The sequence below is a fragment of the Spongorhabdus nitratireducens genome (genome assembly GCA_947387575.1).
Classification (GTDB): domain Bacteria; phylum Pseudomonadota; class Gammaproteobacteria; order Pseudomonadales; family Endozoicomonadaceae; genus CANDOC01.
In genome coordinates this window covers 310,494-323,429 of the sequence record CANDOC010000004.1, presented here as the reverse complement: position 1 = coordinate 323,429, position 12,936 = coordinate 310,494, and the positions used below count along the sequence as shown (strand labels likewise).

The following is a 12,936-nucleotide window of genomic DNA, read 5'->3' as shown; positions in this document are numbered from 1 at the left end:
TGATGTCCGTAGTACTTATTGGCTTTGCCATCCTCCTGTTTCTGATTATTGTCATTCGGGTGCCCATTGCCTTCGGCATGGGACTGGTCGGTTTCTTCGGCTTTGCTGTGCTGCAGGGGCTGACTTTTGACAACATGACGGACTTTCGCTGGACCGGCGTGCTGTCCATGGCTTCATACCGGGTTATCGATACCGTGCAGGAGTACAGCCTGTCGGTGATTCCCCTGTTTATCCTGATGGGTAACCTGGTAACCCGCTCGGGCCTTTCCCAGGAACTTTATCAGGCATCGTACGCCTTTCTTGGGCATCGTCGTGGCGGCTTGTCCATGGCAACAGTTGTCGCTTGTGGCGGTTTTTCGGCCATCTGTGGTTCCAGCCTGGCTACCTCTGCCACCATGGCCAGGGTTGCCATGCCGCCGATGCGCAAATTTGGTTATTCCGATGCCCTGGCTTCGGCCTCCATTGCCGCTGGCGGCACTCTGGGAATCCTGATTCCGCCCAGTGTTATTCTGGTCATTTACGGGTTGCTGACCGAAACCAGTATCCGTGAATTGTTCGCAGCCGGCTTTATTCCAGGCCTGCTTGGTATTCTGCTTTATCTGGTTGCTGTCCGTTATGTGGTGATGCGTAACCCTTCAGCTGGTCCTGCCGGTGAGAAGATGCCCTGGCCTGAACGTATTCAGGCGCTGAAAGGCGTTGGTGGTGTACTTTCACTGTTTGTACTGGTGATGGGCGGCATTTATCTGGGAGTATTCACTCCAACGGAAGCTGCCGGTATCGGTGCAGGTGGCGCTTTTGTGATCGCCCTTTACCGTCGTTCACTGTCACTCGGTACTTTGTTCGCCACTCTGATCGATACCCTGCGCACCTCTGCCATGCTGTTTGCGGTGGTAATCGGTGCATTGATCTTCTCCGACTTTATCAACCGGGCAGGTCTGCCGGAAGCTCTGCTGGAGTTTGTCAGCAACCTGGATGTACCTCCGATTGTGGTGATTCTGGCGATTCTCGGTATCTATGTTGTGCTGGGCATGGTGTTTGAAAGCTTGTCCATGCTGCTGTTAACCGTGCCGGTATTCTTCCCGCTGGTATCCAGCCTTGGCTTTGATCTGGTGTGGTTTGGTATCGTGGTGGTGGTTGTCACCGAGATCAGTCTGATAACACCACCGGTCGGAATGAACGTGTTTGTTCTGAGTGCAGTTTTGCGTGATGTGAATACCGGCACCATTTTCAAGGGGGTAACCCCTTTCTGGTGCGCCGATATCGTACGACTGCTGCTGATTGTTTTTATCGCCCAGATTTCCCTGTTTCTGCCGGAACTGCTTTATCGCTAATTAAACGTCAGAATAAATCTAAAACAACAATAAAAACCACAGGCAGTATCAGGCTGCCTGTGCAGAGTCAGGAACAGGCCAGGAGGGACAACCATGCTGACCGGAATGAAGAAAATTCTATACGCCTCTGATATGGAACCAGGATCACGCCCGGCCTTTCGTCAGGCGATGAGCCTTTGTGGACACTATCAATCGGAAATCACTTTTCTGCATGTGGTAGAACCACTACCGGCATCAGCCCAGAATCTGGTACGTAATATTATGGATCAGGATGAGCTGGAGCAACGGGAAAAGGATGGTATGGATTACCTCTGCAACAAGGTAACCAAACGTATCGACCGGTTTTGTGCCACAGAACTCGAAGAAAGTGACCATCTTTCCCAGGAAAATATCAAAACCCGGGTGGAGCGGGGACTGCCCTGGAAAGTCATTCTGAAGGTTGCGGAAGATATTGAGGCCGATGTGATTGTGATGGGTGCCCGTCATCACTCTGCGATGGAAAAGTTCTTTATGGGCTCTACTGCTAACAAGATACTTTACCGCAGCAAGATTCCGGTGATGATTGTGCCGCTGGAAGGGTAAACTGATCTAATTATATGTGCCCCCTGCCCTTGCAGGCAGGGGTGGCAGTTACTCTATACAATCAGGCATACATACCAGCACTGTACCCTGAAGCCCAAGCCCACTGAAAGTTGAATCCGCCGAGATGCCCGGTCACATCGACCACCTCACCAATAAAGTACAAGCCCTTCTGCAACCGGCTTTCCATGGTCTTGGATGAAAGCTGGCGAGTGCATACGCCACCCAGGGTGACTTCTGCTTTTTTATAGCCTTCGTCTCCAGCCGGCAGGATCTGGTCATTGGCAAGCTGTTCTGCAACCCGCTCCAGTACACCTTTGCGCCACTGGGCTATTGGTTTATCCGCCTGTTCAGCCAGTATCTGTTCTGTAAGCACTTTGGCTAAGCGGCGTGAGACATGTTCTGCCAGCAACGTAGCCAGTGTTACTCTCTGGCGCTCCTCACGTTGCTGCTCCAACCACTCCTGCGTATTAATATCCGGCAACCAGTTGATGCTGATTTTCTGGCCCGGCTGCCAATAGCTGGAAATCTGCAAAATAGCCGGGCCACTGAATCCCTTATGGGTAAACAGCAGGTTTTCCCGGAAAGACTGACCATTACAGGATGCTATTACCTCGGCACTAACACCGGAAAGTGGCTGGTAGTGGCTCAGTAATTCCGGCGCCAGCGTCAGAGGAACCAGCGCCGGACGGGTGCCAGTTACATCATGCCCGAACTGGCGGGCAATCTGGTAACCCAGATCAGAAACACCCATAGTAGGAAAAGACAGGCCTCCTGTAGCCAGCACAACAGACTCTGCTTCCACCCAGCCACCATCAGTCATAACAGCAAAGGATTCCTCTGGTGTCTGCTCCACCCCGGTAATCGTACTGCGAGAGCGAATTTCAACCCCGCTTTCCTGGCATTCATCCAGTAGCAGATTGAGGATATCCTGCGAGCTGTTATCGCAGAACAGCTGACCCAGCGTTTTCTCATGCCAAGGAATATTGTACTTATCAACCAGTGCCTGAAAGTCCCACTGGGTATAGCGAGCCAGTGCTGATTTGGCAAAATGGGTATTCTCCGAGAGATAGTTCTCGGCCGAGGTATACATATTGGTAAAGTTACAGCGCCCGCCTCCGGAGAGCAGGATTTTACGCCCCGGACGCTTGCCCTGATCCAGTACCACGACCTTTCTGCCCCGCTGCCCAGCCGTAATGGCACACATCAACCCGGCTGCTCCGGCTCCAATTATTGCCACATCGTAACGGTCGGGACTTGCCATGGTGATTACTTTTCCGGTAGATAAAAGCGCAGCACTATAAAGTTTGTCACCCCCGGTTTCCAATAAGTAACTTTCACTGTGCATTTTCCCGCACAGACCTGTATAAGAAGAACTAATGTTCCAAAATGATAACCGTTCGTCTCCTAACTTCAGCACCTTGTCTAACAGAACTGCATAAAGCCTCGAAAAGCGAATCACCTTATTTTTTTTTGATTAGACTGGTAGCGCTCCCGTAGCGGTTAAGCATTTTGGCTCTTTTTTGCGAGACTTCTTCCTCATTATGTCAATAAGAATGCGGTTATGATGAATAAGGTAACAACCAAGACCCGTAGAAAGCCTGCTCTGGAAACATTGTTGAATTCAGCTGTTACGTTATTGGCTGAGAACCCCGGAGCCACCCTGAGTCAAATTGCCTCCAATGCCGGTATTGGACGCGCAACTCTCCATCGCCACTTCCAGGATCGAGAAGAGCTGATTGCCGAACTGGTTCGACGCTCCCTCACGACTTCCCGAGATGTAGGCAAACCTATTTTGGAGTCAGACAAACCTTCTTTGGAAAAGCTGAAAGAACTGGTCCAGGTCATGATTCCTCTCGGAGACTCTTATCACTTCCTGATGTACGAATGGAAAGCGATGCAGCTCCCTGATATTTCCGATATGTATCAGCAGCAGATGGATGCTCTTACAGAACTCATTGAAACAATTAAAGAAGAAGGTCACCTTAACCCTGAGCTGCCTGTGAGCTGGGTTGTCGCAGTAATCGACACGATGATCTATACCGCCTGGAAAACTGTAAGCGATGGCTTTATTGCTCGGAATGACGCCTCAGAGCTTGTTATAAACACTTTGAATAATGGTGTGCTTACAACAAACTGAAACAACAGAATTAATCCCTCAGTACTTGTTGCAATGGGGGATTTTTTTGTTTTATTAGTGATCTGGTTGGCATTCAGCAATTTTTCGCAAATACTGTAACCTCTGTACAGCAGCAGTTGTAAAGATAGGCGGGTATCCACACCTTGCCAGCATGGTTATCATCTTCTTTACGGTATCCATATTACGTGCCGTTTCAATCAATGAAAGCGCATCTTCAACTTCCCCATCTTCAAGTAATTTTTTAAGAATATGAAGTCGGGGAGTAACATACGGTGGTAGTTGTTGGCTCGCCGACCAACCTGTAACTGTTCTCTGCTTTTGCGCCAAAAGTGATAATTGAGCTTCCTCACGCTCCGAAACAAGCCTGGCAACTTCAGCCTCGTCCGCAAATCCATCTTTAGAAGTTGCTGCCCGCTCAATTTTCCCATCCAGGCTGGAAATGTATTTCAATGTAGACTCCTGACCACTTTTATTCATAATATTTGCAGAGGAGCTAACCTGAACATTAACTCTATTTTCCGCCTCTCTCACAATAGAGTCGAATTGGTCAACGTCTTCTACTCTAATTTTAGATTTCAAGAACTCAACTAAACATTCATATGAAACCTTACGTTTTTTTTCATCAGCCCATGTAGTCAGATCAGTAACATATTGAATAAAAAGAAACTCTTGAACCTCATCATATTTTTTAGCTGCAAAAAGTTCCAATACCTCATCCAATTCATTTTGAGCCAAAATATCTCGATCATCACAATATGTTTCTCTAACTGCAGAGGCGAAAGTAACTTTCCTTCGACTTTTGCGTGTCTTTTTAGAAACTTTCTTTTTATCTTTTTCGCCATATTTTTCAACATAGTCTCTAAGTTCTTCTTCCATAATAGTCAAAGGAATACATGAAGATTCTGATACCTCTTTTTCATGGCTTTCATGACAGGTTACTTCTAATGAGCGAGGTGCATGACCTGTTGTACAATCAAAATCCAACACAGGAGCATGGCTGATAGCTTCATAAGTTAAAATAAAACTCTTTGCCATTAGCCTGTCCAATAAGCATCTTCGTGCCGGGTCAGCTATCGTATCCAGCATAGCTAATGAGGTAATACCTGATGATTCGATCATCGAAGCCTGAGATAAAATCCATAACAAACGACTTTCAACATTAAACCCAGAAATAACACTCAGGCCTTCAATTATCACAGACTTACTTAAAGGCTCAGCCTCTTGTTTTTGTAACGGGTTTTCATGCAACCAGCCACATAATCGCCTTACCGGAACCAGAGTCACCTTTATTACTTCATGGTAGATTTTATTTTCTGGCCCCAGAGGATTCAGATCTTGCTCCAGTATAATTTTGCTTTCTATTTCTTCAGCAGTAAATTTCAAGGGAAAACTATAAGTCGGATCTACAGAGCAAACACCATCCCAGAAAAACACCCCTCTGCACGTTTCATCCCCCATCAAATATACTGTATGCCCATCATACGTAATAGTTCTGTTTAGATTGGTCAGGTCAGGAAACCCATAGCAAATTTTTAATTCCTCCATAATTTCTCTGGCTACCACATTCACATGATATTCGCCATCATGCTTCAAATCTCCTCCTGGTAAGCGCCATAACTGTCGATACTGATCGTATACCATGACAACAAACAATTGTCTTTCATCATCAGCTGGATTAAATCGAGTTGTAAGCATCATGACTGACGCACTACCTGGTGCGGCTTTTACTTCAGCAAAAAAAAACAAAAGGACAACAACCCAGCCTGATAAAACTGACTGAAAAATAAATTTGAGGAAAAAAGAGAAGACGGCCTTTAAATTATAAAACATTTGAATGACCTGATTCCGGTTATCTAATATTCATTCAAAGGAACATACATTGGAAAATTACATGACTAAACAATCGTAGCACTACTAAAGAAAAACAAAAGCCAAGTTCACAACACCTTCAACGAAGGTAAATTTAAAAATTATTTTTTGACTAACTAGCGACCTATACAAAAAACAATACTTTTACGCTCGGAAGTATTGAAATAAAAAGTTATTCATCAAGAAAGCATCAAAAATTGAAGTACGATGAAGCTAAGCCCTCCAGAGAAAACTAAAGAGGGCTCATAACTTATTATCAATGGCTACCGCAACCACAACCACCAATAAACAGACCTTGTTCACCCTGCTGCAGTTTACCCTTACCCAGGAACAGCTCCACCAGCTCTTCACCAGTCATGCCCTGAGCCGAACAGGTATGAAATTCAGCACCTTCACCGAAACGGTTGTTCATTTCCTGCAGCAGCATTTCGCGGGACAGTGCCTGTTCTGCTTCGCGAACAATTTCCAGTACCTTGCGGCCGTGATTAGAGCGAGACATAAAACCCCCGATCCTTTCTGAATATAAAACCAGCACCTTACTCCAGAGCGGCAAGCCCTGTCATCCGTAATCATACAGCCACCACGGACTGCTAAAGTTACAATGTAAAGTGGGTTGAAAGGGTAATTCCCGGCCCCATAATAAAGACTTGATATCTGCTCCCAACTGAAGGGTCCTATTACAACAATGAAACGTATTCTCCTGTTTATTGCTACCAACCTGGCTATTGTGCTGATGCTCAGTATTGTGCTCAGCATCATATACAGTGTGCTGGGTATCAACCGGGGCAGCATGGCCGGCCTGCTGGTACTGGCCGCAGTATTAGGCTTTGGCGGCTCTTTTATCTCCCTTGCCATGTCCAAGTGGATTGCCAAGCGCTCGACCGGTGCTGAAATCATCGAGCAACCCCGCACCCGTAACGAACAGTGGCTGCTGGAAACCGTAAGCCGCCAGGCCCGTGATGCCGGTATCGGTATGCCAGAAGTCGCAATCTATCCGTCTCCGGATATCAACGCCTTTGCCACCGGTATGAGTCGTAACAATGCGCTGGTTGCTGTCAGCACCGGCCTGCTGGAAAACATGACCCAGGATGAAGCCGAAGCGGTACTGGGCCATGAAATCAGTCACGTGGCCAATGGTGATATGATCACCCTGGCGCTGGTACAGGGTGTGGTGAATACCTTTGTAATATTCATTGCCAGAATTGTTGCCAACATTATCGACAACTTTATTCGCGGCGATGACGAAGAAGGCGGTCTGGGCATGTTCGGCTACATGGCTACCGTCTTTGTTCTGGAAATGATCTTCGGCCTGCTGGCCAGCATCATCGTGATGTGGTTCTCACGCCTGCGTGAATTCCGGGCCGATGAAGGTGGTGCAAAGCTGGCTGGCCGTCACAAGATGATTGCCGCCCTGCGCCGTCTGCAGCAAAGCTACGAGCCTCAGCTTGAAGGTCAACTGGTTGCCTTTGGTATCAATGGCAAACGCAGCATGTCCGATCTGTTTATGAGCCACCCGTCGCTGGAAAAACGTATTGCAGCGCTGGAAGCCGGCCGTTAAACCTACAAGCTGATCAAACGTCATACGTATGATACAAAAAGCCCCGCATAGAGCGGGGCTTTTTGTATATTAGAGACTAAACCGTCTGTACCGGATACATGACGGCATCCCTGTAACCCACCACAACCTGGCTGAAACCTGTCAGTTCCTTGTTCAGCTCTATATCACCGGTATCCACCAGCAGTGGACGCTGATCCAGCTCTTTCAGTTTGGTACGCGTTGCCGCCACAATAATATTCTCTATCCCAACCTGACGGATAACGTCCGGAGAAAACTGATGGTTGCCACGCCCGAAAACATGTCCCTGTCCGCCAATGGCAGTGACAATAATTTTTGCCTGCTTGTTTGCAATAACCTCCAGCAATTGGTCAGCAGTGGCATCCTGCAGAACCAGTGAGCGGTTACACACCACATCAACACCGAGCAGCGAGTTTTCCAACCCCAGCCAGTCCATCAGTCCGGCAGTAGTAGAGCCTGGACCGACCAGGTAATAGATATCGTCTTCCAGAACCTCTTCCAGTCCTTCGGCAATATCCTGTACAACAAGCGCTTCCACTTCCCTGCCCGCCTGTTTTACATGCTGCATAAAACGGCCTTCTTCCGGCACCAGCACATCACCGTAATAACGTGCACTGACCCGGCCCTGACGGAATGCATTTTCGTCAATATCCCTGACTTCCTGTTCACGAATATTCACCAGTTCTCCGGTTATCAGCATACGCACTACTTCACCGGCCGCCCGCGGTGTAATGGCATAACACCCCGAGTGGATTTTTACTCCCGCCGGAACGCCCAGTACCGGTTGTTTGTCACTGACGGTATTACAGATATTACGCGCGGTGCCATCGCCACCGGCAAACAGAATCAAATCCACACCAGCCGCTTCAAGCGCTTTTGCAGCCCGTTCGGTATCCTCTGCAGTACTCACTTCTGCTTCAGGGTAACCACACACTTCAGGTTGATAACCAAGCGAACTCAGTAGTGCTTCACCCATATCACGACCCCAGGTCAAAACAGAAACCTGACTCTGTAACGGAGCCAGCACTTCCAGCGCCTGCTGCATTTTCTTACTGGCAGCAGGTTTGGCTCCCCGGGATAGCGCCTCCTGCACAATCTCTTCACCATCACTGCCTTTCAGAGCCACAGCCCCGCCTATTCCCGCCCATGGATTAATGATTACGCCGAGTCTGAACATTTTTTACTTCCTGCTCTTTTTGCAACCGACTACTGCCGACCCTGTAGAATCGCATGATAATAATTCACGTTAACGCTATTCACGACCCGTCACCGGTGTAACAGCCCGATAACATTTGTCACAAAATATCCCCATAACATGCATGAATATGTCTTGCAGCTCAGCCAGAGGATCCGATAACGTAGAAACTACAAGACAGAGTAATTGCATTCACAACGTCATCACTCTGTCATGTACTCCCCCTAACTTGAAGTAGTGACACAGCAGTTTGGCAGGAGACAACAGGAGAAACTCTCATGCAGGCACAACCCAAAAAGCAGACACAGGACACATCACTGGACCTGTTCAATGGTGGCTCCATCATCCTTGAAGATGGTACAGAGTGCCCGATGACAGAGGCTATGGTTCAGCAGGGACTGCATCGCCGTTCACATTTTAATTTTTATCCGCCGGCCAATATCATCCGTAATCACACCGGCAAGGCAGACTAAGACTTGTGCAACACTCTGAATCCGGTCCGGAAGCCTGAATAAGGCAAATCAGAAAACTTCCGGGCCTTTATTGCATCATCAAGTTTTATTTCATAGCAAAACCCAGTGCCTTCAACCTGCCAACCACATCATTCTGACAACGGTTGGAATTGACTTTCAATGTTCCGAACTCACGTCTTTCCGGGTACTCCCGTCGCAGCTGGTCGAAATAGATTGCCTGTTCTTCTCTCCCCAGTCTAATTCCCCTGCGCAGCGCCATATCATCCCGACGAACATCATATACCGCCCGGATTGCTGTAGAAGCTGCTTTTTCTGCCGTTGCATTACAGGAAAAGCCAATGGTACTGAGCTCCGGAATCGGTCGGACATTACCCAGTTTCACCCTGAGTGGCAGCCCGAAATGGCGACAGACAGCCTGATAAATTGCTTCGGTGCCAGCCAGTTTGCCATCAAGACTGTAGCCGGCAATATGCGGAGTACCAATGGCCACCATTTGTAAAAGCTCGGGATCAACAACCGGCTCGTCTTCCCAGACATCCAGCACAGCGGTTAAATCCGTTCGTTTCAGCAAGCAGGCTTTCAGGGCGCGGTTATCCACAACCGGCCCCCGGGCGGTATTGATCAGGATGGTATCCGGCTTCAGCATTTCCAGTCGGGCCGCATTGATCATATGTCGGGTCGGATAATCACCCTCGGTGGTCAGCGGCACATGCAGGGAAATAATATCGCTGCGCTGTAACAGCTCATCCAGAGAGCACCAGTTAACATCATCTTCATCTTCCGCCTGTGCCTGCACAAAAGGATCACAAACCAGACACTCCACTCCGAGCCGGGTCAGGGTCTCCAGCAGCCGGGATCCGACTTCCCCCTTGCCGATAATACCCACCGTTTTGTTTTCCAGCCTGAACTGAAGCTGCTGCTGTAAAATATCCAGCGAGCTGAGAACATATTCAGTCACTGAACGGGCGTTACAGCCGGGGGCGGCAGAAAAGCCGATGACCTGCTGCTTCAGCCAGTCAGTATCCACGTGGTCGGTACCACTGGTCGCGGTAGCCACAAAACGGACGTTGGAGCCGGACAGTAATTCCCGGTTAACCTTGGTTACCGAGCGCACCAGCAGCACATCAGCATCGGCAATATCCGCAGCGGTCATACTGCGCCCGGGCAGTGGTACCAGATCGCCCATCTCACCGAAGAAGGCGGTGAGTAACGGAATATTTTCATCAGCGACAATTTTCATTACTTGATCCGGATTAACTTTCAATGGACATGCCTGCAAATTCACATGTCGGCATTTAACATGCCTGTTGCCCTGACTGGGCCGGCGGTTCTAATATTCCCCTCCAATAGCAACAGAGGTCAACCAACGTACCCGATATGTTATATTTTCTGGCCATTTTACTGCCGCCGCTGGCCGTATTGTTCTGCGGCAAGCCGGTTCAAGCCATTCTCAACCTGATTCTGTGGCTGCTGGGTATCGTTCCCGGCGTTATTCATGCCCTGTTTGTAGTCAACAGTCATCTGGCTGACAAGCGCAACCGGAAATTGATGGAGTGTATTCGCCAGGCGGATAAAGACAAATAATCAATGGACTACTCAGACTCTGATTTTCTGGCCAGTGATCTGGTCAAGCTGTTTAACCAGTGCTTTGAAATATCTGAAAATACCCTACTGGTAGGCAATGGCGAAGAGCCACTGTATCAGCCTGCCAGCGAGCACAGCACGCATCACCAGATTGTGTTTACACTGGACTATTTTGCCAGCGGACTGCATGAAATTGCGCACTGGTGTATCGCCGGCTCCGAACGGCGCAAACTGGTCGATTACGGCTACTGGTATGAGCCTGATGGTCGCAGTGCTCGTCAACAGGCCAGTTTTGAGATTGTCGAAGCCAAACCCCAGGCGCTGGAGTGGATTCTGGCTCACTGCTGTGGCTATCCATTCCGTGTCAGTGCTGACAATCTCAATGGTCCAGCACCGGACCTGACCGGCTTTAGACAGAATATTTTTCTGGAAACCCAGCGCTGGCTTGAAAAGGGGTTACCGGCCCGAGCAGAAAAGCTGTGTCGTGTGCTTTGTGACTTTTATCGTCAGCCCTATCCGGTTGCGCACAACTTCAATCTCAAAGCACTTCGTTGATTTACGGAGTCCAATCGGATTCCGTTTCTGTTATCCTCATCCATGACCAGTCCATTGCCGTTTAATTCGACTTTAACAAATCAGCGGCAGTCACCTGATTCATAAATCGTAACCAGCCATGCCTTGTTTTCGAAGGCATGGCTCATTGTGCTCAATCCAGTTATACCAGGGATAAAACAAACCATGAGGAGTGATTTGACCTTTTTCTCCCGCAGCCGGAGAGAAATTAGAGAACTGCTGTACCTTGCGGGCCCGATTATTATTGCCCAGCTTTCAACCCATGCGGTTGGATTTGTCGATGCCGCCATGGCCGGTCGCTACAGTGCTGCCGATCTGGCCGCGATTGCCATTGGTTCCGGTGTATGGGGTCCACTGCTGCTGTTGATTCGCGGCATCATGCTGGCTATTACCCCATCTGTCGCACATCTTTACGGTGCCCAGCGTTATACCGAGATTGGTCCACTGGTACGCCAGGGATTATGGCTTGCCCTGCTGGTAAGCCTGATTGGTATTCTGCTGCTGGGACAAGCCGATAGTGTTCTGACCTGGATGGATGTGTCACCTGAGCTGATTCCATTAACCAGTGATTATCTGGATGCTATTGCCTGGGGTATTCCGGCACTGGCGTTGACCCAGGTTCTGATCAGTTATAACGACGCTATTGGTAAAACCAAACCGACCATGCTGATCAGTATTGCCGGCCTGCTGCTGAATATTCCGGCCAACTATATCTTTATTTACGGCAAGTTTGGCTTCCCGGCAATGGGTGGTGTGGGTTGCGGTTGGTCCAGTGCCGTTGTGTTCTGGTTTATGTTCCTGCTGATGCTGCTGTGGACCGTACACGGGAGAATTCATCAGCCTATGAAACTGTATGAACGGTTTGAAATGCCGCAGCTGGATGCGTTCCGAAGCCTGACCAAACTGGGATTACCGATTGGCCTGACGTTGTTTGTCGAGAGCAGTATTTTCTGCGTGATCTCACTGCTGATAGGCAAGCTCGGAGCTCAGACGGTGGCCGGTCACCAGATCACCCTGAACTTTTCCGGTATGAGTTTTATGATACCGCTGAGCATTTCCATGGCCGTAACGGTTCGGGTAGGTCAGGCATTGGGGGCTGGAGATTCGCAGCAAGCTCGCTTTGCCTCTGGTTGTGGTGTGGCAACAGCAGTAGCGGCTTCAGTGCTGGCAGCCATTCTGATGGTTACAGCGCCTGAGTTCATCGCCCGGATTTACAGCAATGATCCGGAAGTTATCAGCCTGGCCGCCAGCCTGATGCTGTTTGCGGCCATGTTCCAGATTTCCGATGGTCTGCAGGGTTCAGCCGCCGGTGCATTACGGGGATATAAGGATACCCGCTGGCCGATGATTCTGGTGGTGATTTCTTACTGGGTAGTCGGATTGCCTATCGGCTATATACTGGGGCTGGGAACCGAAACCATTACCCCTCAGGGTCCGGCCGGGTTCTGGATTGGTCTGGTGGCAGGATTAACTTGTGCTGCAGCACTGCTGGGTACTCGACTGATTGTCGTCAGTAGAAAAGCGATGAGTCCGAAGGCTTCACTGCAGGAAGTGCCTCGTACGGTCTAAACAGGGAAGGAAAAAGCCCTGCCAGTCTCAGTGTTTACGACATAGGA

General features: G+C 49.1%; 13 protein-coding genes. 8 read left to right on the top strand and 5 right to left on the bottom strand.

Annotation, left to right across the window (positions count from 1 at the left end; genetic code table 11):
- The first annotated feature begins 2 nt into the window (after positions 1-2).
- Together ACYZZ0_RS09925 and ACYZZ0_RS09920 are read left to right on the top strand one after the other, a co-directional pair.
- Positions 3-1,331: a TRAP transporter large permease gene (locus ACYZZ0_RS09925; RefSeq protein ID WP_461536460.1), complete on the top strand. Its 1,329-nt coding sequence runs from the start codon at positions 3-5 to the stop codon at positions 1,329-1,331.
- Positions 1,332-1,424: 93 nt separating this feature from the next.
- Complete coding sequence (locus ACYZZ0_RS09920; RefSeq protein ID WP_461536459.1) at positions 1,425-1,913, top strand: universal stress protein; 489 nt, start codon at positions 1,425-1,427, stop codon at positions 1,911-1,913.
- A gap of 61 nt (positions 1,914-1,974) precedes the next feature.
- On the opposite strand, the gene ACYZZ0_RS09915 is transcribed toward ACYZZ0_RS09920, so the two are convergent.
- A complete protein-coding gene (locus tag ACYZZ0_RS09915; RefSeq protein ID WP_461536458.1) occupies positions 1,975-3,174 on the bottom strand; it encodes a BaiN/RdsA family NAD(P)/FAD-dependent oxidoreductase in 1,200 nt (399 codons plus the stop codon).
- A 300-nt stretch (positions 3,175-3,474) separates the two neighbouring features.
- Here ACYZZ0_RS09915 and ACYZZ0_RS09910 point away from each other — a divergent pair, with 300 nt between their 5' ends.
- Positions 3,475-4,050: a TetR/AcrR family transcriptional regulator gene (locus ACYZZ0_RS09910; RefSeq protein ID WP_461536457.1), complete on the top strand. Its 576-nt coding sequence runs from the start codon at positions 3,475-3,477 to the stop codon at positions 4,048-4,050.
- A 54-nt stretch (positions 4,051-4,104) separates the two neighbouring features.
- Here ACYZZ0_RS09910 and ACYZZ0_RS09905 read toward each other — a convergent pair whose 3' ends face one another.
- Together ACYZZ0_RS09905 and ACYZZ0_RS09900 are read right to left on the bottom strand one after the other, a co-directional pair.
- Positions 4,105-5,880 carry a hypothetical protein gene (locus ACYZZ0_RS09905; protein ID WP_461536456.1) on the bottom strand — a complete coding sequence of 592 codons (1,776 nt, stop codon included), beginning with the start codon at positions 5,878-5,880 and terminating at the stop codon, positions 4,105-4,107.
- Positions 5,881-6,175: 295 nt separating this feature from the next.
- Positions 6,176-6,418 carry a YecH family metal-binding protein gene (locus ACYZZ0_RS09900; protein WP_461536455.1) on the bottom strand — a complete coding sequence of 81 codons (243 nt, stop codon included), beginning with the start codon at positions 6,416-6,418 and terminating at the stop codon, positions 6,176-6,178.
- A gap of 186 nt (positions 6,419-6,604) precedes the next feature.
- Here ACYZZ0_RS09900 and htpX point away from each other — a divergent pair, with 186 nt between their 5' ends.
- Positions 6,605-7,477 carry a protease HtpX gene (gene htpX, locus ACYZZ0_RS09895; protein ID WP_461536454.1) on the top strand — a complete coding sequence of 291 codons (873 nt, stop codon included), beginning with the start codon at positions 6,605-6,607 and terminating at the stop codon, positions 7,475-7,477.
- Positions 7,478-7,553: 76 nt separating this feature from the next.
- Here htpX and ACYZZ0_RS09890 read toward each other — a convergent pair whose 3' ends face one another.
- The gene (locus ACYZZ0_RS09890) at positions 7,554-8,672 is read right to left on the bottom strand and encodes an ATP-NAD kinase family protein (protein WP_461536453.1); all 1,119 of its coding nucleotides are present in this window, start codon (positions 8,670-8,672) and stop codon (positions 7,554-7,556) included.
- A 296-nt stretch (positions 8,673-8,968) separates the two neighbouring features.
- On the opposite strand from ACYZZ0_RS09890, the gene ACYZZ0_RS09885 reads away from it, so the two are divergent.
- Complete coding sequence (locus ACYZZ0_RS09885; protein ID WP_461536452.1) at positions 8,969-9,163, top strand: PA1571 family protein; 195 nt, start codon at positions 8,969-8,971, stop codon at positions 9,161-9,163.
- 85 nt (positions 9,164-9,248) lie between these two features.
- On the opposite strand, the gene pdxB is transcribed toward ACYZZ0_RS09885, so the two are convergent.
- Positions 9,249-10,403: a 4-phosphoerythronate dehydrogenase PdxB gene (gene pdxB / locus ACYZZ0_RS09880; protein WP_461536451.1), complete on the bottom strand. Its 1,155-nt coding sequence runs from the start codon at positions 10,401-10,403 to the stop codon at positions 9,249-9,251.
- Positions 10,404-10,540: 137 nt separating this feature from the next.
- Between pdxB and ACYZZ0_RS09875 the strand changes: the two genes are divergently transcribed.
- The 3 genes from ACYZZ0_RS09875 to ACYZZ0_RS09865 all read left to right on the top strand — a co-directional run bounded on the left by ACYZZ0_RS09875 (position 10,541) and on the right by ACYZZ0_RS09865 (position 12,889).
- The gene (locus ACYZZ0_RS09875) at positions 10,541-10,747 is read left to right on the top strand and encodes a YqaE/Pmp3 family membrane protein (protein WP_461536450.1); all 207 of its coding nucleotides are present in this window, start codon (positions 10,541-10,543) and stop codon (positions 10,745-10,747) included.
- A gap of 3 nt (positions 10,748-10,750) precedes the next feature.
- Positions 10,751-11,302 carry an elongation factor P hydroxylase gene (locus tag ACYZZ0_RS09870; protein ID WP_461536449.1) on the top strand — a complete coding sequence of 184 codons (552 nt, stop codon included), beginning with the start codon at positions 10,751-10,753 and terminating at the stop codon, positions 11,300-11,302.
- A gap of 183 nt (positions 11,303-11,485) precedes the next feature.
- Positions 11,486-12,889: an MATE family efflux transporter gene (locus tag ACYZZ0_RS09865; RefSeq protein WP_461536448.1), complete on the top strand. Its 1,404-nt coding sequence runs from the start codon at positions 11,486-11,488 to the stop codon at positions 12,887-12,889.
- Positions 12,890-12,936: the final 47 nt, after the last annotated feature.